This window comes from Prevotella sp. MA2016, from assembly GCF_000619825.1.
GTDB lineage: Bacteria > Bacteroidota > Bacteroidia > Bacteroidales > Bacteroidaceae > Prevotella.
The window spans coordinates 62,388-84,030 of the sequence record NZ_JHUW01000006.1; the positions used below are offsets into that span (position 1 = coordinate 62,388).

Below are 21,643 nucleotides of genomic sequence, written 5' to 3' on the forward strand. Positions count from 1 at the left end.
CCACAGTAAAAATATGTGAAGCGATGAAAATACTTGTGGTTGACGATGAGCAGGATATCTGTGAGATACTGCAATATAATCTGGAGACAGAAGGGTTTGAGGTGACGACAGCAAATTCGGCTGAGGAAGCGTTGGAGCTGCCTCTGCAGGAGTTTGGTCTCATCCTGCTCGATGTGATGATGGGTGAGATGTCGGGGTTCCAGATGGCCCGCAAACTGAAGAACAATCACGACACAGCACATATCCCCATCATCTTCATTACAGCCATGGACGGTGAAGATGATCTGGTGAAAGGTCTCAACATCGGAGCCGACGACTATATAGCCAAGCCCCTGAGCATGAAGGAGGTAAAGGCCAGAGTGCGTGCCGTGTTGAGGCGCTCCACCTCTCTGCCCGCCAGAAACCAGGCTACTACCAGTCATGAGCTCAGCTATGAGGGTATCAGTCTCGATCTGAACGCAAAGACGGCAACCCTGGACGGAGAGGCACTGGTGTTTACCAAACTGGAGTTCGAACTGCTGTCGTTTCTGCTCCAGCATCCTAACAAGGTTTTCGCCCGCGAGGATTTGCTGAAACACTGCTGGCCACAGGATGTGATGGTGCTCGACCGCACAGTGGATGTAAACATCACCCGTCTGAGAAAGAAAATAGGTCGGTATGGCAAACAGATAAAAACACGCGTGGGCTATGGATACTGTTTTGAAAAATAAGTCGAGAAGCAAAAGCTTCCAGCGCGACCTGCTGCTCAGTCTGGGAGGCGTGTTCCTACTCTTTGCCGTATGTTTCAGCATCTACCAGTATCAGCGCGAGAAAGACTATAAGATTGATATCCTGCACTCCCGTCTGCAAATGTATAACTATGAGATGGTGCAGACGCTAGGCATGGACAGTTTGACAAACAGCAAACTGTTTCACAACTATGTGGAACGTCATCAGATAGAGGGTCTCCGCGTGTCGGTGATTGACAAGGAAGGGCAGGTGATTCTGGATAGTTATGACACCAATATCAACTCATTAGACAACCACCTGCAACGCACAGAGATACAACAGGCACTGCTCGAAGGCAATGGCTACGATATCAAACGTGTGTCGCAATCCACCCACGAGACTTACTTCTATTCGGCCACCCGTTTCGATGATGTCATCGTGCGTGCGGCAGTACCTTACTCTTTAGAGCTGACCCGCTCGCTGCAGGTAGATAATACCTATATATATTTTGCTGCCGCACTAACCCTGCTGCTGGGCATCGTTCTCTATCACATCACCCACCGCATCAGTAGGCATATAGGCTATCTACGTGAGTTTGCCGTCAAAGCCGAAGAAGGTGAGGAACTGGATCATGAACTGGAGCGCCGCCTACCCGACGACGAGTTGGGAGACATCAGCCACACCATCATTATGCTATACTGGAAACTGCGACACTCAGAGGAAGATAAGGTGCGCATCAAGCGCCAGCTGACGCAGAATGCGGCTCACGAGCTGAAGACGCCTGCTGCCAGCATACACGGCTACTTGGAGAGTATCTTGGATAATCCGGATATGCCTGACGACAAGAAGAAGCACTTCCTGGAGCGCTGCTATACTCAGAGCGAACGTATGAACAAACTACTGCTCGACATGAGTGCACTCACCAAACTCGATGAGATAGACGACAACCGCTCTGAGGCACGAAAGGATTATCGCCCCGTTGACGTAATACAAATCATACAGAATGTGCTGGATGATACGGCACTTCAACTTCAGGAAAAGGGCATCACGCCATCACTCCAATTACCTCAGCATATAGAAGTGATGGGTGATCAGAGTCTGTTATACAGCATCTTCCGCAACCTGATTGACAATGCTATCGCCTATGCCACAGGCGCATCGTCTCTGAAGATTACTTGTACTGAGGTGGAAAAAGAAGGTCTCCATTTCTACGAGTTCTTAGTCAGCGACAACGGTTCTGGCGTAGAAGCGCAACATCTCAACCATCTCTTTGAGCGTTTCTACCGTGTAGATAAAGGGCGCTCGCGCAAACTTGGTGGCACCGGTCTGGGACTTGCCATCGTGAAAAATGCAGTTGCAGCCCATGGTGGACAAGCAACTGCACTCTCTACTCCCGGCGGTGGACTCACCATCAGGTTTACCCTAGCCAGGTTTTAGTTTTGTCCGTTGATAGGACCGTCACCAAAGTCGTTATTCAACCCCTTACCGGCCTGCACAACGTTCATCACATAGTCGCCAAGCTTCTCGCACTCTGAGATGAAATCGACGTAGAACACACCCAGCTGATAGTCGTAAAGACCGGCATTCACATCGTGCAGGTTCTGGTTCTTCAGCTGTGTACGGTAGTTATTGATTTCGTGCTCGATGTTGAGCGATACTTTTACACCATTCTTTGTGGTGGGACGGTCTACACGTTTAAGCATCTCTGTCAGAGCTGAATCTACCAGTTGCAGCATCGTCATCATGTGCTGCATCTGATCGTCAGTAAAGTTCTCCTGACAGTGCATACGATGGCGATTCAGCGTACGACCGAGGTTATAAACCGAGTCGCCGATAGATTCCAGCTCCGATATCTGGCGGAGCATTTTCTGTATCTGAGCCTTCGACGCATCCGACAAGCGACCTTCGCTCACCTTGTTCAGATAGCTGGCAATCTCCATTTCCATCGAGTCGGTGATATTCTCATACTTCTCAATACGGGCAAAGAGCTTATTAAACTCAACTTCATCCTGTGTCTGCAACAATGTTGGTACGAAACCAGCCATACGCTGGCAGCGCTCAGCGAAACTACGAATCTCCTTCTGAGCCTCCATGATGCTGAGCTCAGCTGTAGAGAGCAGACCACCACTGATAAAACGCAGGCGATAGTCTTCGTCTTGTGCCTTCATAGGCAGCACGCGGCACACAAACATCTCAATCTGCTTCACAAAACCAATGAGCAACAGCGTATTGATAATGTTGAAGGCGGTATGGAAGGCTGATAGCTTAAAGAGATCGTTGCCACCACCCAGGAAGTTTTCTACTACCCAACTAACGGCATCACAGGCGGGATAGAACACGATGAGGAACGCCACCACACCAAACACGTTGAAGAACATATGTGCCAGCGCGGCGCGGCGGGCTTGTGTGTTGGCTGTCAGCGAAGCCATAAACGCCGTGATGGTGGTACCTATATTCTGTCCCATAGCCAGCGCAGCTGCCTGTTCGAAGCCGAAGCCGGGGATATGCATGCCAAAGAGCATCAAGGTGATAGCCATTGTAGCTGCCGAAGCCTGCACAATCATCGTCACCAGCGCACCAACAATCACAAAGAGGATGATGGTGAAGAACGAGTCTTGCGGCACGTGGGCCAGCATGCCTGCCACCATATCACCAATATTCATCGCTGTGGCAGCCTCCTGCAGGAACGAGAGTCCCATGAAGAGGAACGAGAAACCAAAGATGAACTCACCAATACTCTTACGATTACCCTTACCGCTGAATATCAATGGCATACCGATAGCCAACAGAGGGATGGCGAAGGCTGCAATGTTTACCTTGAAACCCACAGCCGAGATAATCCAAGCAGTAACTGTGGTACCGATATTGGCACCCATAATAACACCGATACTCTGCACCAAAGTCATCAAGCCAGCATTCACAAAGCTCACCACCATCACGGTGGTAGCACTCGACGACTGGATGAGAGCTGTAATCAGGATACCTGTCAGCACACCCATCACACGATTCTTCGTCATAGCAGCCAGAATACTGCGCAAACGGTCGCCCGCAAACTTTTCAAGACCCTCTGACATTGTCTTCATTCCGAAGAGAAATAACGCCAGCGAGCCTACAAGCGAGAAAATGTTAATAATCAATTCCATTAATATTGCTTTTCTGTATTTTTGCTGCAAAAGTATTACAATCTTATTACATCAAAGTTACACCCATGTTACAATCCTGTTACAAATATGAAAAAAGAAAAAAAGCCGCAACTGTAAAATAGTTGCGGCTTTATTATTCAGAATATATCGCTTATGCGAAAGGATTCTCTGTTGGATAGTAATCGCCCTTTGGGAAGTTGTAGTCGATCTCCTCAACGGGGATACCCATGTACTTGAGAACCTCCCACAGGTACTTACCAGCGTGATCGAACATCACAGCGCAGTGGTGTGGGTAGTGCTTCTCGATAAGCACGTGGCGATAGAAGCGACTCATGTTCTTGATACCAAAGATACCGATAGAACCGAATGAGCGCGTAGCTACAGGGATAACCTCGCCCTGAGCGATGTAAGCGCGGAGCTTGGTGTCGGCTGTGCTCTGCAGGCGATAGATAGTAGCCTTACCTGGCTTGATGTCACCCTCGAGTGTACCGTTTGTAACCTCTACAGGCAGAGCACGTGCCATGATGCGCTGGAAGCACATGCTGCAGTTGCAAACCTTAGAAGAAGCGGTGTTACCACAGTGGAAGCCCATGAAGATCTCCTTATCGTTGTACTCGTCGCACAGGAACTTCTTGCCCTTGATGCTCTCCTCGTACATATCGTTAGGAACGGTGTTGTTGATGTCGAGCAGTGTAACAGCATCCTCTGTGATGCAAGTACCGATGAACTCAGACAGTGTTCCGTAGATATCAACCTCGCAGCTAACGGGGATACCGCGGCTGGTGAGACGGCTGTTTACATAGCAAGGAACGAAACCGAACATGGTCTGGAAAGCAGGCCAGCACTTAGTGGTGAGTGATACGAACTCGCGGCAGCCCTTGTGAGCCTCGATCCAGTCGGTCAGAGTGAGCTCATACTGAGCGAGCTTAGGCAGAACAGAAGGAATCTTGTTGCCAGCACCCAGCTCATTAGCCATATCCTTCACTACATCGTCGATACGTGGATCGCCCTGGTGCTTCTGGAACGACTCCAGCAGGTCGAGCTCTGAGTTCTCCTCGATTTCAACATCGAGATCATACAGGGCACGGATAGGAGCGTTACAAGCCAGGAAGTTATTTGGACGAGGACCGAAGCTGATGATCTTCAGGTTCTGCAGACCTACGATAGCACGAGCGATAGGCAGGAACTCGTGGATGAGTTCAGCACAGTGGTCAGCGTCGCCAACTGGCTCCTCTGGGATGTAAGCACGAGTCTTACGCAGAGAGAGAGCGTGGCTGGCATTCAGCATACCACAGTAAGCATCGCCACGACCATCAATCAGGTCGTTCTGAGTCTCCTCGGCAGCAGCGCAGAACATAGCGGGACCATTGAAGTATTTAGCCAGCATGGTCTCAGAGATTTCAGGACCGAAGTTGCCCAGATATACGCAGAGCGCGTTACATCCAGCCTTATTGATATCCTCAAGGGCCTGCTGCATGTGGATTTCGCTCTCAACGATGCAGATAGGACACTCGTAGATGCCGTCCTTACCAAACTTCTTTTCATACGCAGCGATAACAGCCTTACGACGATTAACAGCCAATGACTCTGGGAAACAGTCGCGAGATACAGCGACGATTCCTACTTTAATTTTAGGTACGTTGTTCATTTTTGTTTGTTATGAATTTGTTTATATAAAGTAATGAATTTCGTTATTCAAGCCACAAAGTTATAATATAATCTTGAAATCACAAAGAAATTTAGAAAAAATAACTAAGCATGAAACATTTTCATAATTATTTGTTACCTTTGCAAAAGTTATGGAGCAGCTAAGAGACAAATACAGAAGATTTAAGGCTTGGCAAGAGCAACCTCACCAGGTGATGCCACTATCTGCCGATAAGCATGTGTGTGCCACTTGCGGCACAGAGTTTCATGGCAACTATTGTCCGCGATGCGGACAGCGCGCCACCATCGGCAGATATTCGTTCAAATCGGCATTTTTGTTGTTTTTAGACGTCTGGGGATTGGGCAATCGTGGCATGTTCCGTTCCATTCGCGACCTGCTGCTGCGTCCTGGCTACATGATTCGCGACTATCTGAATGGCATGCAGATGGCGTATTTCCCTCCGTTCAAGATGTTCTTCCTGGGCATAGCTTTATTAGTATTTGTACAGTCGGGCCTGAATATCAGGATGGAGAATGTTATCAGTAATAGCAAGGAAGTGATTTCCCAAAGCCTTGACGAAACATCCGACAATATTAATAAAATAGATAAGGTAGAAAAGAAATCATTCGACAAAGCCGCTATCAATGACACCATAAATATTAACGGTAAAAAATTAGCTATCGAGAAAACCGAAAAAAGCGACCAAATAAGAGTGAACGGGAAATATTATGGGTTAAAATTCGCAGAGATTCTCCAGAAGTTTTTCCGTTGGATAGTAGATAACCAGACAGTTGCTCAGTTCCTTTGGCTACTCGTTTTGTCGGCCCCGATGTACTTCCTTTTCCGCCACAATAAAAAGATTCCAGACATACACTACTCGGAGTTCTTTGTATCGATGGTTTACATTACAAATTTAATGACAATTATCAGTATTATAGGTGAGTTTTTCTCTCCAGGAAACGCCATGATAGATATCATAGGTGGCGCCGCAAGTATTGTACCACTCAAACAGCTATATGGTTATAGCTATAAAAGGACATTCTTTAAGGTAGCACTATCATTTATGATACTGTTTATTCTAGCAATTATATTGGCAGCTATATTTGCTGGTTTAGCATACCTATACGTCCGATATATACTGTAGTATATAATTTTTAGCTTTTAAATTTGGTGTTCTGCTGAGTAATTTGTATCTTTGCACCCGTATTTATATGTACGGAAACAATTAAATTAAAAGATACAATGGATTACAATTTCAGAGACATCGAACAGAAATGGCAAAAGCGATGGGTGGAGAATGGAACCTATCGTGTGGTGGAAGACAAGAACAAGAAGAAATTCTATGTACTTAACATGTTCCCCTATCCATCAGGAGCAGGTTTGCACGTAGGTCACCCACTTGGCTATATCGCCAGTGATATCTATGCCCGCTACAAGCGTCAGCAGGGCTACAACGTGCTCAACCCCATGGGTTACGATGCTTACGGACTGCCTGCCGAGCAGTACGCCATCCAGACCGGACAGCATCCTGAGAAAACCACGTTCGAGAATATCAACCGCTACCGTTCGCAGTTGGATAAGATAGGATTCTGTTTCGATTGGGAGCGCGAGGTTCGTACTTGTGATCCCATCTACTATAAGTGGACCCAGTGGGCTTTCCAGCGCATGTTCAAGAGCTATTTCAGCACTTCATCGCAGAAAGCTCAGCCCACCATCAAGCTGATTGAGCACTTCGAACTGATGGGTACTGAGAACTGCAATGCCCTGGGAACAGAAGAACTGCACTTCACAGCTGCCGAGTGGAACGCCTTCTCTGAGAAGAAGAAGCAGGAGGTGCTGATGAACTACCGTATAGCCTATCTGGCCGACACCATGGTGAACTGGTGCCCAAAACTGGGTACCGTACTGGCCAACGATGAGGTTGTGGATGGCGTGAGCGTTCGTGGTGGCTATCCTGTGGTTCAGAAGAAGATGCGCCAGTGGTGCCTGCGTGTATCAGCCTATGCTCAGCGCCTGCTCGACGGACTGGACACTATCGACTGGACCGACTCACTGAAGGAGACACAGCGCAACTGGATTGGTCGTTCAGAGGGTACTGAGGTTGAGTTCAACGTAGCTGATTCTGATAAGCACTTCACCATTTTTACTACGCGTGCTGATACCATGTTTGGTGTCACCTTCATGGTGCTGGCTCCTGAGAGCGACCTCGTAGCCGAGCTCACTACACCTGAGCAGAAGGCTGAGGTAGAAAAATATCTCGACTACGTGAAGAAGCGCACAGAGCGCGATCGCCAGATGGATCACAAGGTTACTGGTGTTTTCTCTGGTAGCTATGCTATCAATCCATTTACCGATGAAAAAATCCCCATCTGGATTGCAGAATATGTATTGGCTGGTTATGGTACAGGTGCCATCATGGCTGTACCTGCTCACGACAGTCGTGACTATGCCTTCGCTAAGCACTTCAACCTGCCCATCATCCCACTGATTGAGGGTGCTGATGTATCAGAAGAGAGCTATGATGCCAAGGAGGGTATCGTTTGTAACTCAGCATCAGATAAGTTCAGCCTGAATGGCTTGACTGTGAAGGAGGCCATTGCTGCTACTAAGAAATACGTCACCGAGCAGGGTCTTGGTCGCGTAAAGGTTAACTACCGTTTGCGCGATGCTATCTTCTCTCGCCAGCGCTACTGGGGTGAGCCATTCCCTGTATATTACAAAGACGACATGCCTTATATGATTCCTAAGGAGTGCCTGCCTCTGGAGCTGCCTGAGATTGATGAGTACAAGCCAACCGAGACTGGCGAGCCACCATTGGGCCGCGCTAAGATGTGGGCTTGGGACACCAAGACTGATAAGGTAGTATCTAAGGACGAAATCGACAATAAGACCGTATTCCCACTCGAGTTGAACACCATGCCTGGCTTTGCTGGTTCAAGTGCTTACTATCTGCGCTATATGGACCCCAAGAACGAGCAGGCTCTCGTCAGCAAGGAGGCCGATGAATACTGGCGCAATGTAGATCTCTATGTAGGAGGTACAGAGCACGCTACTGGTCACCTGATCTACTCACGTTTCTGGAACAAGTTCCTCTTCGACTCTGGCTATAGCTGCGAGGACGAGCCATTCAAGAAACTGGTTAACCAGGGTATGATTCAAGGCCGCTCTAACTTCGTTTACCGTATCGAAGACGAAGGTGCCGATAAGGGTAAGTTCGTAAGCTTTGGTCTGAAGGGCAATTATACCACCACACCTATCCACGTAGATGTAAACATCGTATCGGCCGATATTCTGGATATCGAGGCCTTCAAGGCTTGGCGCCCTGACTATAAAGATGCAGAGTTTATTCTCGAGAATGGCCAGTACAAGTGTGGCTGGGCTATCGAAAAGATGTCGAAGTCGATGTTCAACGTGGTTAACCCTGATATGATTGTAGAGAAGTATGGTGCCGACACCCTGCGCCTTTACGAGATGTTCCTGGGCCCTGTTGAGCAGTCGAAGCCCTGGGATACCAACGGTATCGATGGTTGCCACCGCTTCCTGAAGAAGTTCTGGAACCTCTTCCAGAATGGTTTCGATGAGGGTGCTGCCACACCAGAGAACCTGAAGAGCGTACACAAACTCATCAAGAAGGTATCTGCCGACATCGAGAACTTCAGCTACAACACCTCTATCTCAGCCTTCATGATCTGCGTGAACGAACTGGGACAGCAGAAGTGCAAGAACAAAGAAATGCTGAAGACACTCGTGATACTGATTGCCCCATTTGCACCACATATTGCTGAGGAACTCTGGGAGGCCCTTGGCGAGCAGGGTAGCGTTTGCGACTCTCAGTGGCCAACATGGAACGAGGAGTATCTGGTAGAGAGCCAGGTTAAGTTGGGTATCGCCTTCAATGGTAAGACACGCTTGGAAATGGAGTTCCCTGCCGACGCCGACAATAAGACCATCGAAGAGGCTGTACTTAACTGCGACGCTGCACAGAAGTATCTCGAAGGATTCCAGGTAGCAAAGGTTATCATCGTCCCTAAGCGTATGGTGAACATTGTACTGAAGAAGTAATGACTATCGATCACAAGATTATATGGAATGAGGTCAAGGATTATATGTTTATAACCCTTGGCCTTTTCTTGTACACCATCGCCTTCACAGTCTTTCTGATGCCCTATCAGATTGTGGCTGGAGGCGTCACTGGTTTATCAGCTATCATTTACTACGCCACAGGCTTCCATCTGGAAAACACCTATATTATTATCAACGGACTCTTGCTGCTGATGGCCTTGAAGATTCTTGGATTCAAATTTCTGATGAAGACCATCTTTGCCATCTTCACGCTCTATTTTATGCTGAGGTTTGCCCAAGATATCCTGCCTGAGCAGGACAACGGACTACCTTTCAAACTGATGGGTGAGGGGCAGGACTTCATGTCGATGATTATAGGTTGTGTTATCACGGGTATTGCCTTGGCAACCGTATTCCTGCACAATGGTTCTACTGGTGGAACAGATATCATCGCAGCTTCGGTCAACAAGTACCATAATGTTTCGCTTGGTACGGTGCTGCTTTCGGCCGACTTCTGCATCATCGGTTCATGTATGTTCTTCCCACAGTTTGGCACCTATCTGGAGCGCGCTCATAAGGTGATGTTCGGCTTCTGTGTGATGGCAATGGAGAACTATGTGCTCGACTATGTGATGAACGCCCGCCGACAGTCGGTTCAGTTCTTCATCTTTTCGCGCAAATGGCAGGAGATGGCCAATGCCATCGGCACCCAGATGCATCATGGTGTGACCATACTGGACGGACACGGCTGGTACACTGGCAAGGAGATGAAGGTGCTCTGTATTCTGGCTAAGAAGAACGAGAGTGTCAACATGTTCCGACTGATAAAAATGATCGACCCTAACGCCTTCGTATCACAGTCGAGCGTTATCGGTGTATATGGCGAGGGATTCGACGAAATGAAAGTAAAAATCAAACAAGACACGAAAAAAGTGAAAATAGTATTTGCTACCAACAACCTGAATAAGCTTACTGAGGTAAGAAAGATTCTGGGTAATAGATTTCAGGTGATGTCGCTGGCTGAGATAGGTTGCCAAGACGATATACCAGAGAAGGGACAAACACTGAAGGACAATGCGCTGATCAAGGCACAGTGGATCTACGACAAGTATCATGTAAACTGCTTTGCCGATGATACAGGTCTGGAGGTGGATGCCCTTGGTGGAGCCCCAGGCGTGTATAGCGCCAGATATGCAGGCGGTGAGGGTCACGACTCTCAGGCCAACATGAATAAACTGCTCTCTGAGCTCGAGAATATCGACAACCGCAAGGCCCGTTTCCGCACCGTCATTGCGCTTATTATCGATGGTAAGGTAACCACCTTTGATGGTATCATCAATGGCACCATCACCCACGAAAAGCGAGGCGGCGAAGGATTTGGCTATGATCCAATCTTTATGCCAGAAGGACATAATCAGACTTTTGCCGAGCTGGGTGTTGACATCAAAAACAGCATCAGCCACAGAGCCAAAGCAGTTGCAAAACTAGCTGATTATCTATTAAAGAAATGATATGAATAAGATTTTCGCCATTGTATGCTCACTGTGCTATTGCCTCATAGCAACAGCACAAGTGGGTACATGGCGGAACTTTCTGGCCTATCACGACATACAGCAAATATGCAAAGCCAATAACCAACTGTTTGTACTGGCTTCAAACGATCTGTATCAGTATAATCTGGACGATCAGAGTATTATCACCTATGATAAGGTGAACGGACTGAACGACACCCATATCACCCATATAGCCTGGAACCAAAAAGCTAAACGCCTGATTGCCGTCTATAAAAACTCAAATATCGACTTAATAGGCACCAATGGAGATATCATTAATATCTCATCACTCTATACGAAATCGATGACAGAAGACAAGACTGTCACAGCCATCAGTATAGACGATGTGTATGCCTATCTCACCACCAGTTTTGCTATCATCAAACTGAATATGCTGAAGGCTGAGATAACAGAGACCTATACTAAAAATAATCCTGATTACCCCACAGACCTACATCCCTATAAGGACGATTATGAGCAATATATCTCGACAGTAGAAAAACTGAATCCTGGAGGACCGGCTTATAATCGTTTCTACGAGTCGAAATTCATAAATGACAAGCTCTATACCACAGGTGGTTATTTCCTGCCTGCCATGCCCGACGATGCGCTGCCAGGCACCATTCAGGTGTTTGATGGCAATGAGTGGGAACTCTATCAGGAGCAAATCGATAAGATTACAGGCTTTCGTTATGTAGATATCTGCTGTGTGGATGTAGATCCTCATGATCCGGAACACGTATTTGCAGGTGGACGCTGCGGACTTTATGAATTTAAGAACGGCAAACTCGTTACCTATTATAATAAGGATAACAGTCCGCTGATGAGCGCCAACGACAGAGGCACGATATTGGGCAACGACTATGTGATAGTATTAGGTATCCTGTTTGATGCCAAAGGTAGTTTATGGGTTCTCAATAGTCTGGCGCAAGGTGTCAGCTTGTTAGAGCTTACTAGCGATCACCAATGGATCAGTCATCATCATACAGAGTTGGAAAAAGAAAACGGCATCACAGCAGATGGCTTATTAAAAATGATGTTCGACAGTCGTGGCCTACTATGGTTTGTGAACAACTACTGGAACACGCCAGCACTATTCTGTTACGACACCAATCAAGATATTATCCTGAAGTACGACAAGATAGTAAACCAGGATGGTACCAAATACGATATATACCATATTAATAATATAGCAGAAGACAAAGAAGGTAATATATGGGCTGTTACCGATGTAGGACCATTCATGATTCAGCAGTCAGAGATAGGTCAATCCAATGTTACTTTCTACCAAATAAAGGTGCCTCGCAACGATGGTACCAACTATGCCGACTACCTGCTCAGTGGTGTAGATATCAGCAGCATAGCCATCGATGGTGGCAACCGAAAATGGTTTGGTAGCAATGGTGCTGGCGTATTTCTGATATCAGCTGACAACATGCAGCAAGAAGAAAATTTCACCACCGATAATTCCAATCTGCTGTATAATAATATTTCATCGATAGCTATCAATCAGAAATCAGGCGAAGTATTCTTTTTGTCGGATAAGGGATTATGCTCTTATATGAGTAATGCCGTCGCTCCAAATGAAGAGATGACAAAGGGTAGTGTGAACGTATATCCTAACCCCGTTACACCCGACTTTACTGGTATGGTAACCATCACTGGATTAAGCTATGATGCTGATGTAAAAATCACGACAGCATCAGGTGCTGTAGTAGCCGAAGGACGTAGCAATGGTGGTATGTTCAATTGGGACTGTCGCAACCAGCAAGGTAAGCGTGTGGCGAGTGGTGTCTATATGATAATAACAGCTACCTCCGATGGTAACAAAGGTACCGTTGGAAAGATAGCTGTTATTAACTAACTATGAACTCTTAACTAAGCTCAAGCATTCTATTGATAGGCTTCACAGCTTGCTCAGCTATTTCTGCATCAACCTCAATCTGCGGACTCATCGTCTTCAAACAGTTATAAACCTTCTCAAGTGTATTCAACTTCATGTAATTACACTCGTTACAACTGCATTCCAGACCGCTCTCGCTGATTTCTGGTGGCACGGGGATAAACTCCTTATCAGGACAAGTACGCTGCATCTCGTGCAGGATACCAGCCTCTGTGGCCACTATAAACTGCTTTTTATCGCTCTGCTGGGCATAATTCAGCATGGTGGCTGTACTACCTTTCACCTCGGCTGCAGCTAGTACAGGCGCCTTGCATTCCAAATGAGCCATCACCACAGCATCAGGATACTGCTGCTTCAGTTCCAGAATCTTTGATACAGAGAAACGCTCGTGTACATGACAACCACCATTCCAAAGCAGCATCTTTCTGCCTGTCACCTCATTGATATAGTTGCCCAAGTTATAATCAGGACCAAATATCAGTTTAGCATCCTTTGGTAACTGATCTACCACCTTCTTGGCGTTACCACTGGTCACCACCACATCAGTAAGCGCCTTCACGGCTGCTGTGGTGTTCACATAACTGATCACCTGATAGCCAGGATGCTCTTCCTTAAACTTCTTCAAGTCCTCGGCCTTACAACTATCAGCCAACGAACAGCCAGCAGCCAGATCAGGACAAAGCACAATCTTATCAGGCGATAGCAGTTTACATGTCTCGGCCATAAAATGCACACCACACATGACCATCACCTTCGCATCAGTCTCAGCAGCCTTACGCGCCAAAGCCAACGAATCACCTACAAAATCGGCGATATCCTGAATATCACCAATCGTATAATAGTGAGCCAGGATGATGGCATCCTTCTCATCACACATCCTACGAATTTCTTTCTTTAGTTCCTCTGTTGTCAACATCATATAATATTTATTTTTTCTTTTTATTTATTTCTTAAAAAATATAATAAGTAGTATGATATGCCGTGAATATCTTGATAACTTTTTTATGATTTTCTTGCCAGATTACTTATCCAACTGTTATTTCGACTTTTAAACATACTGTGTTAATTGTTTCTCTCTGATAATGAACCACTAAGCATACTTATCCACAATTTCCAATTTCGGTGCAAAATTAATAAGTTTATATTATTTTTCGGCAAAAAACTGTGGAAAAGTTGCTAAAATAGTGCTAATAAACGTGTGGATATCCTCAAATCGGAGGGTGGAGTGTATAATTCACAAGTTATTAACAGGGTTATCCACATAGTTATCAACAGGTTTTTCCACAATTATTTGGTGGTTTGTTTTCTAAATATTACCTTTGCAGACAGAATGAAGAAGTTACGTACGATAGAAATGGAGCGTCTCTCGGTTGAGGAGTTCAAGGAGGCGCAGAAGATGCCACTCGTAGTGGTGCTGGATGATGTGCGCTCGATGCACAATGTGGGTAGTGTGTTCCGTACTGGCGATGCTTTCCGCATCGAGGCAGTTTATCTGTGTGGTATCACCAGTACACCTCCGATGGCCGAGATTCATAAGACGGCTCTTGGAGCTGAGGATAGTGTCAGTTGGAAGTACTTCGATACTGCTCTCGAAGCTGTAGAATCACTCAAGGCCGATGGCTATGAAGTCTATTCCGTTGAACAGGCTCATGGATCAACGATGCTTCAGCAGTTCACACCTATTAATAATAAGAGGTATGCTGTGGTGCTGGGCAACGAGGTGAAAGGTGTGCATCAGGAGGTGATCGATGCGTCGGATGGTTGTTTGGAGATTCCACAGTTTGGCACCAAGCACTCCATGAATGTATCGGTAACAGGTGGTATCATCATCTGGCATTTTGCTAAAAACATCATTCTTTGAAAAAAAGTTGTTGCTTGGGTGTCACATTTATGTTTTCTCTGCGTATTAAGGATAAAAGCAACAAACGATAAGAATGACAACAGAGGAGTTTCAACAACAGGCAGAATCACTTAGGCTGCAACTTATCGGTATCGCTCAGAAATATCTGGGTGCTACTGATGAGGCTGAGGACATCGTACAGGATGCGATGATCAAACTCTGGCTGATGCGCCACCAGTTGATGGTGCCCGTATCAGGTTTCGCTTGCATGGTGACTCGTAACCTCTGTATCGACTATTTACGTAAAAAGCAACCTACTGTAGATATTTTAAAATTTCCTGACATAGAGGAGTGGAGTGATGAGGGTGAGCAGATAGAAAAGATGCTGCAGGTGATCGACACGCTGCCCTCTGCCCAGCAAGCTATTCTCCGCATGCATCATCTGCAAGGTATGAAAACCCGCGAGATTGCCTTGGTGCTGGGTTCGAGTGAGGTGTCTGTTCGCAAAACGCTGAGCCGGGCCAGGAGTGTAATTCGTAAAAGATTATTGGCCATCTTTGCTGCCGCATCACTCGTGATAGGTGTGTCGATGATGGCTGTCCATTTCGCAAAACTCGATACCAGCGACGAGTATGTGGTTTATGTGTATGGTAAGAAGTACACCGACCAGCAAACGGTGATGACAGAAATGAAACGAACGATGGGTGAAATGACTGAGGATAATGCTCAGGGCGAGATAGAACAACAGTTGGACGATTTATTTAGCAATTAAGAGATATGAAACGAGTATTGATGATTATCACAGCATGTTTTTCGATGCTGATCACCGTCGGGGCGCAGAGTGGTCTGCACATTGCACCACTCTTCGAGGGGAAAATCATCCCCCAGCAGCGAATGGTAGAAACGAGGGTAAAAGGAAAGATGCTTTCCAAATATCAGCTCACTCTCTTCCGTAGTGTGCGCTTCAATGCCAACACCAAACAGGAGATAGCCCATATTCACGATCTGATAGAGCTGGATAAGAAACAGAATCAAGGGCGTCCATATTCTGAGAACTACTCCAGTAAAAAGAGTCGCTCTAAGGAAACCCTGATGCTGCAACTCTCCAAGGCAGATAGTCATAACCGTTTTTTGTGCTATAAGCGCGATAACGATGAGATTACCGTTATCTATATGGAAGGTACGCTCAACTCGCTTGATACATTACGAGAACTCATAAAATAAACGTATAACGATATGAAAAAGCTATTTTTATTATTACTCATGGCTGTTTCGGCCACAGTAAATGCAACAACAGTTGCCGACAACGACACCCTGACCATCCTGAAACCTCAGAAGGTGCGCATTATTACTGGCGACTCTATCCAGAAAGTAAAGGTGTATGGACGTGAGAACGACGATAAGTACACCTACGAGAGCAAGATCCTGCTGGTGGATTCAAACTATGTGAGTGAAACCAGTATCAATAAGGACACCTGGAACTTTTATTTTGTCAAGAAGCGCACTCGTGGCACAGGCTATCCATTGGAGTCGCGCAACGTATCCTCTCGTTTTGCTTTAGGTCTCTGCTATGGTGCTGGAGCCGACTATAAAGGTCCGCAGTCTGTAGGCAGCTCATGGGAGATTATGTGGACCATCTCTGAGGTGGAGAAGTTTGGCTATGGCCAGCATCATGGCTACTCGATAGGTTTTGGAGTGGATTGGCGCAATTTCCGTATGGATGGTCGCAGCAAGTTTGTCAAGCAGGGTGATGGTACTATTGTCGAAGAAAATCTGCCTGTCGGCTATAATTCTGATTTCTCGCGCATCAAAGTGTTCAGTCTCATCATCCCTGTGATGTGGAAGTATCGCACCAAGCAGCTCTCTTTCGGTCTGGGTCCTGTTATCAACATCAACACCTATGCCAGCATCAAGAACCGCTATTGGGATGCCGACGGACAGAAGCATAAGGAGATTTTTAAGAAGATACACCAGCGCCCCATCACAGTAGATATCATGGCGGAGATAAGTATGCGTAACTGGTTCAGTATCTATGGCAAGTTCTCACCCATGACTATCCTCAACTCTACCTATGCCAAGGATGTCAATTTCCAGCCTGTATCATTCGGCGTGTACTTCTAAATCAAATAAATCCCACAGATGTTTTGTAGTCTGTGGGATTTTTTATATTAGAACTCATCAATAAAATGTATTTTTAGTGAATATATATATTGCTATATCGGAAATAATCTCTACCTTTGCAGGCGTTTTTAGGAATCAAAGAATTAATGAGGAAAATTATATATATTGTACTGATAGGTATTTTTTTAATTAACTGTGGGGGACGTGAGTATGCAGAGATGCAGAAACGCTTGCACCAACTAAACGAGTATAACAAGGGCGACTGGTGTTTCTTTGATGGCAAGATTGGAGTATCTGCCAGATTCAACAATGTCGTTCTGGCTGCAGGCTATTCATACTCGACGCTTGATGTGTATGGTATGCGCAGAAAACTGAAGTATGATAATCAGAAGTTTTCTGCTTTCTACCCTCAACATCATGATACTCATGGGGCATTTCTTTCGATATCATTATTTATATAAACTAATAAAATGAATTTATTTAAAACATTATTGATTTCGTGCCTTGCTGCTACTCAGACGGCAATGGCGCAACAGAGTGAAAATACTCAGAAGAGTATGTATCTTGAACTTTTTGGTGCTTCAAACATAGTTGGTGTGAACTATGATTCACGCTTAAAGCCAAATTCGCCTTGGGGATATCGTGTAGGTCTGGGTTATACATACTCTAAAAACTATGGATTGTTGTCAGGTTCAAACTCAATTAGAGGTGTGGATGTGCCTATTGAAGCCAACTATCTGCTGGGCAAAAAGCGCAGCAAACTTGAGTTGGGCTTAGGTGTTAACCTGGGTTATTACAAAGAGAAGTATGACAAATGGGATCTGAAAGAAGTAAAAAAAGAAGATGGTTTTACATATTACGAGGGTGTATATGCAGGCGAAGACAGTCGTAGTTTATGGGGCTATTATTGCTTTGGTAATATTGGTTATCGTTATCAGCCATCGCATGGTTTCCAGTTCAGGGCGGGTATCAGTCCATCATTCAATCTGGGTGGAAAACATGCTGTTTCAAAATCAGTATTCCCGTACATTAGCTTTGGATACGTATTTTAGTATAAGAAATCCCACAGATATTTTTGCAATCTGTGGGATTTTTTGTAATTTTGCAGCCAGATAAGAAATAAATACGTATTTAAAGAAATGGAAAACAAGACTTACAAGCGTACGACGGTGACGTCGGCGCTACCTTATGCTAATGGTGGCGTGCATATCGGACACCTGGCTGGTGTGTATGTGCCTGCCGATATCTATGTGCGCTATCTCCGCTTGAAGAAGCGTGATGTGTTGTTTATCGGAGGTAGCGATGAGCACGGTGTGCCCATCACAGTGCGTGCCCGCAAAGAGGGTATCACTCCTCAGGATGTAGTAGATCGCTATCATAAGATGATTAAAGACTCGTTCGAGGAGTTTGGCATCTCGTTCGATATCTATAGTCGTACCACCTCAGAAACTCACCATAAGTTTGCTGCCGAATGGTTCAAGAAGCTCTATGATGAGGGTAAGCTGACTGAGGAGACAACAGAGCAGCTCTATGATGAGGAGGCTAAGCAGTTCCTGGCCGACCGTTATGTAACTGGTGAGTGCCCTCACTGTCATGCTCAGGGTGCCTATGGCGACCAGTGTGAGAAGTGCGGACGCGACCTCTCACCCACAGAGCTCATCAATCCAAAGAGCACCATCTCTGGCTCTACTCCCGTACTGAAGAAGACCAAGAACTGGTATCTGCCCCTGAACGAGTATCAGGACTGGCTGAAGCAGTGGATTCTGGAGGAGCACAAGGAGTGGCGTCCAAACGTATATGGACAGTGCAAGAGCTGGCTGGATATGGACTTGCAGCCACGTGCGATGACGCGCGACTTGGACTGGGGTATCCCTGTGCCTGTGAAGGATGCTGAGGGTAAAGTACTCTATGTATGGTTTGATGCACCTATCGGCTATGTATCAAACACCAAGGAGCTGTGCGAGAAGGAGCCTGAGAAGTGGGGCAACTGGGAGAAGTGGTGGCAGGACGAGGATACGCGTCTGGTTCACTTCATCGGTAAGGATAACATCGTGTTCCACTGCATCATCTTCCCTGTGATGATGAAGGCTCACGGCAAGTATATCATGCCTGACAACGTGCCTGCCAACGAGTTCCTGAACCTGGAGAACGACAAGATTTCTACCTCTCGTAACTGGGCTGTATGGCTCCACGAGTATCTGGTTGATATGCCTGGCAAGCAGGATGTATTGCGCTATGTACTGACAGCCAATGCACCTGAGACCAAGGATAATAACTTTACTTGGAAGGATTTCCAGGATCGCAATAACAACGAACTCGTTGCCGTTTATGGCAACTTCGTGAACCGTGCCCTCCAGCTCACCAAGAAGTACTGGAACGGCATCGTGCCTGCCTGTGGCGAACTGCAGGATGTGGATAAGCAGGCCCTCGAGGAGTTTAAGGATGTAAAGGCTAAGGTTGAGGCGCTGCTGGAGCAGTTCAAGTTCCGCGATGCCCAGTTCGAGGCTATGAACCTGGCCCGTATCGGCAACCGCTATATCACTGAGTGCGAGCCTTGGAAGGTTTGGAAGCAGGATCCTAAGCGCTGCGAGACCATCCTGAACATCTGCTTGCAGCTCACAGCCAACCTCGCTATCGCCTTCGAGCCATTCCTGCCATTCTCGAGCAAGAAGCTGCGCGAGATGCTGAACATCAGCAACTTCGAGTGGGAGCAGTTGGGTAGCACCGATCTCCTGGAGGCTGGACACCAGCTGGGTGAGCCTGCGCTGCTGTTTGAGAAGATTGAGGACGAGGTGATCCAGAAGCAGCTCGACAAGCTCGAGGCTACCAAGAAGGCCAACGAGGCTGCTGCCTATAAGGCTGCTCCTATCAAGGATACCGTATCGTTTGAGGATTTCGAGAAGCTCGACATCCGTGTAGGTCTGGTGAAGGACTGCCAGAAGGTGAAGAAGAGCAAGAAGCTGCTGCAGTTCACCATCGATGATGGTTCAGGTACCGATCGCACCATCTGCTCGGGTATCGCAGCCTTCTATGAGAACCCAGAGGAGCTCATCGGTAAGCGCATTCTCTTTGTAGCCAACTTTGCACCTCGCACCATGATGGGTATCGAGAGTCAGGGTATGATTCTGAGTGCTGTGGATGCCGACGAGAGTCTGAGTGTGGTTACTACCACTAAGGATGTAAAACCAGGCAGTCAGGTAGGATAATATCTGTTCGCTGGATGGAGTCATTGAAGGAAAAGACAGCCAAAGGCCTATTTTGGGGCGGAATGAACAATGGCGTTCAGCAATTGCTCGGACTCGTCTTTGGTATCATTCTTGGGCGTCTGCTTAATCCTTCCGACTATGGTCTCATAGCCATGATTACCATCTTTTCGCTGATAGCAACCGCTCTGCAGAATAGCGGTTTCTCTACAGCGCTGGTCAACGAGAAAGAACCAAAAGACAGTGACTATAATGCTGTCTTTTGGTTCAATATTTTTATGGGAGGTGCCATTTATCTGGTACTCTTCTTCTCTGCTCCTTTGATAGCAGCCTATTATCATGAGTCACGACTGGTGGCACTTTGCCGTTATGCTTTTATTGGTCTGTTGTTCAGTTGTAGTGGTGTGGCGCAGGCAGCTTATCTCTATAAGAATCTCAGAGCCAAACAGCTGGCTAAGGCCAGTATTACAGCCACCATCCTTTCCAGTAGTGTGGCTGCTGTGATGGCTTGGCAAGGGTTTTCTTATTGGAGCCTGGCTACTCAGACCAACCTTTTTATCTTGATTTCTACGCTGTTGCGCTGGCATTATAGTGACTGGCGACCAACGTTGAAACTTGATTTCACCTTTGTGCGTAAGGCTTTTCCCTTTAGCGTTAAAATACTGATTAGTGATGTGCTGACACATGTGAATAATAATGTGATGAACATCCTGTTAGGACGCTATTTCAGTGCTTACGATACGGGTAACTACAATCAGGCATACCAGTGGAACAACAAGTGTACATCGCTGATTCAAGGTATGGTAAAGCAGGTAGATCAGACTGTGCTGGTTAGCGTCAGAGACGACAGCGAGCGCCAGTTGGCCGTATTGCGCAAGATGATGCGTTTTGCAGCATTTATCTCTTTCCCGCTTTTGCTGGGTTTCGGTTTGGTGGCAAAAGAGTTTATCGTACTTACCATTGGTGAGAAGTGGCTCGTTTCGGCTCAATATCTGCAGTGGATATGTGTTTGTGGTGCTGTGCTACCCCTCAGCACGCTGCTGGCCGACTATCTGATTAGCAAAGGTAAGTCGGGCACTTTTATGGGGTGTACGCTTTCGTTAGGAGTACTCCAAATCATAGCCATGCTTACGCTTTATCCTTATGGTATTGCTACGATGGTAAAAACTTACGTGGTGCTTAACCTGATTTGGCTCTTTGTGTGGTTTTTCTTTGCTTGCAAGGATACCAGCTATACCTTGCTGCTCATGCTCAAGGATATCATGCCTTTTGCTTTAGCTGCTATCTTTGTAATGCTGGCCACGGGTTATCTTACCATGCCGATAGCAAATCTTTGGCTGCTGCTCGTTAGCAGATGTATCTTGGCAGCTGTACTCTATTATGTCGTGATGCGACTGGCAGGTGCGCAGATACTGAAGGAGACAACCGATTTTATCATGAACAAAATAAAAAAACAATAAGA

At 46.4% G+C, this 21,643-nt stretch carries 17 protein-coding genes and 1 pseudogene; 15 read left to right on the forward strand and 3 right to left on the reverse strand.

Annotated elements, in window-relative coordinates:
• The first annotated feature begins 23 nt into the window (after nucleotides 1–23).
• Nucleotides 24–710 (forward strand): response regulator transcription factor, encoded by a 687-nt coding sequence (locus T360_RS0100345; RefSeq protein WP_036928381.1) that lies wholly within the window; start codon nucleotides 24–26, stop codon nucleotides 708–710.
• Nucleotides 688–2,145 (forward strand): cell wall metabolism sensor histidine kinase WalK, encoded by a 1,458-nt coding sequence (locus T360_RS0100350; RefSeq protein ID WP_036928385.1) that lies wholly within the window; start codon nucleotides 688–690, stop codon nucleotides 2,143–2,145. Before T360_RS0100345 ends, T360_RS0100350 begins: the two co-directional genes overlap by 23 nt.
• On the opposite strand, the gene T360_RS14215 is transcribed toward T360_RS0100350, so the two are convergent.
• Together T360_RS14215 and T360_RS0100360 are read right to left on the reverse strand one after the other, a co-directional pair.
• Nucleotides 2,142–3,851: a Na/Pi cotransporter family protein gene (locus tag T360_RS14215; protein ID WP_051523237.1), complete on the reverse strand. Its 1,710-nt coding sequence runs from the start codon at nucleotides 3,849–3,851 to the stop codon at nucleotides 2,142–2,144. The genes T360_RS0100350 and T360_RS14215 overlap by 4 nt on opposite strands.
• Before the next feature lie 151 nt (nucleotides 3,852–4,002).
• Entirely contained in the window at nucleotides 4,003–5,499 is a 1,497-nt protein-coding gene (locus T360_RS0100360) for an L-fucose/L-arabinose isomerase family protein (protein ID WP_028911020.1), read from the reverse strand.
• Between the two features lie 151 nt (nucleotides 5,500–5,650).
• On the opposite strand from T360_RS0100360, the gene T360_RS0100365 reads away from it, so the two are divergent.
• The 5 genes and pseudogenes from T360_RS0100365 (at nucleotide 5,651) to T360_RS0100380 (ending at nucleotide 12,978) form a co-directional block, all read left to right on the forward strand.
• Nucleotides 5,651–6,643 carry a DUF3667 domain-containing protein gene (locus T360_RS0100365; protein WP_028911021.1) on the forward strand — a complete coding sequence of 331 codons (993 nt, stop codon included), beginning with the start codon at nucleotides 5,651–5,653 and terminating at the stop codon, nucleotides 6,641–6,643.
• Between the two features lie 98 nt (nucleotides 6,644–6,741).
• Nucleotides 6,742–9,561, forward strand: a complete 2,820-nt coding sequence (gene leuS, locus T360_RS0100370; protein ID WP_028911022.1) for a leucine--tRNA ligase — start codon at nucleotides 6,742–6,744, stop codon at nucleotides 9,559–9,561.
• A pseudogene (locus T360_RS16670) lies at nucleotides 9,561–10,484 on the forward strand (YitT family protein); the annotation flags it as partial. The gene leuS and the pseudogene T360_RS16670, both read left to right, overlap by 1 nt.
• Complete coding sequence (locus T360_RS16675; protein WP_231488042.1) at nucleotides 10,461–11,072, forward strand: non-canonical purine NTP diphosphatase; 612 nt, start codon at nucleotides 10,461–10,463, stop codon at nucleotides 11,070–11,072. The pseudogene T360_RS16670 and the gene T360_RS16675, both read left to right, overlap by 24 nt.
• Before the next feature lies 1 nt (nucleotide 11,073).
• Nucleotides 11,074–12,978, forward strand: coding sequence for a hypothetical protein (locus T360_RS0100380; RefSeq protein WP_028911023.1), 1,905 nt, complete (start codon nucleotides 11,074–11,076; stop codon nucleotides 12,976–12,978).
• Between the two features lie 10 nt (nucleotides 12,979–12,988).
• Here T360_RS0100380 and nadA read toward each other — a convergent pair whose 3' ends face one another.
• Nucleotides 12,989–13,936 carry a quinolinate synthase NadA gene (gene nadA, locus T360_RS0100385; RefSeq protein ID WP_051523238.1) on the reverse strand — a complete coding sequence of 316 codons (948 nt, stop codon included), beginning with the start codon at nucleotides 13,934–13,936 and terminating at the stop codon, nucleotides 12,989–12,991.
• A 411-nt stretch (nucleotides 13,937–14,347) separates the two neighbouring features.
• Between nadA and T360_RS0100390 the strand changes: the two genes are divergently transcribed.
• The 8 genes from T360_RS0100390 to T360_RS0100425 all read left to right on the forward strand — a co-directional run bounded on the left by T360_RS0100390 (nucleotide 14,348) and on the right by T360_RS0100425 (nucleotide 21,641).
• Nucleotides 14,348–14,878, forward strand: a complete 531-nt coding sequence (locus tag T360_RS0100390) for an RNA methyltransferase (protein ID WP_028911025.1) — start codon at nucleotides 14,348–14,350, stop codon at nucleotides 14,876–14,878.
• A gap of 73 nt (nucleotides 14,879–14,951) precedes the next feature.
• Complete coding sequence (locus T360_RS14225) at nucleotides 14,952–15,629, forward strand: RNA polymerase sigma factor (protein ID WP_051523239.1); 678 nt, start codon at nucleotides 14,952–14,954, stop codon at nucleotides 15,627–15,629.
• A 5-nt stretch (nucleotides 15,630–15,634) separates the two neighbouring features.
• Nucleotides 15,635–16,081 carry a DUF6108 family protein gene (locus T360_RS14230; RefSeq protein WP_155949333.1) on the forward strand — a complete coding sequence of 149 codons (447 nt, stop codon included), beginning with the start codon at nucleotides 15,635–15,637 and terminating at the stop codon, nucleotides 16,079–16,081.
• A gap of 12 nt (nucleotides 16,082–16,093) precedes the next feature.
• Nucleotides 16,094–16,978, forward strand: coding sequence for a hypothetical protein (locus T360_RS15570; protein ID WP_155949334.1), 885 nt, complete (start codon nucleotides 16,094–16,096; stop codon nucleotides 16,976–16,978).
• A gap of 146 nt (nucleotides 16,979–17,124) precedes the next feature.
• Complete coding sequence (locus tag T360_RS0100410) at nucleotides 17,125–17,439, forward strand: hypothetical protein (protein ID WP_028911026.1); 315 nt, start codon at nucleotides 17,125–17,127, stop codon at nucleotides 17,437–17,439.
• A 63-nt stretch (nucleotides 17,440–17,502) separates the two neighbouring features.
• On the forward strand, nucleotides 17,503–18,030 hold the full coding sequence (locus tag T360_RS0100415; protein WP_028911027.1) for a hypothetical protein: 528 nt from the start codon (nucleotides 17,503–17,505) through the stop codon (nucleotides 18,028–18,030).
• Between the two features lie 87 nt (nucleotides 18,031–18,117).
• On the forward strand, nucleotides 18,118–20,184 hold the full coding sequence (metG, locus tag T360_RS0100420; protein WP_028911028.1) for a methionine--tRNA ligase: 2,067 nt from the start codon (nucleotides 18,118–18,120) through the stop codon (nucleotides 20,182–20,184).
• A gap of 14 nt (nucleotides 20,185–20,198) precedes the next feature.
• The gene (locus T360_RS0100425; RefSeq protein ID WP_028911029.1) at nucleotides 20,199–21,641 is read left to right on the forward strand and encodes a lipopolysaccharide biosynthesis protein; all 1,443 of its coding nucleotides are present in this window, start codon (nucleotides 20,199–20,201) and stop codon (nucleotides 21,639–21,641) included.
• Nucleotides 21,642–21,643: the final 2 nt, after the last annotated feature.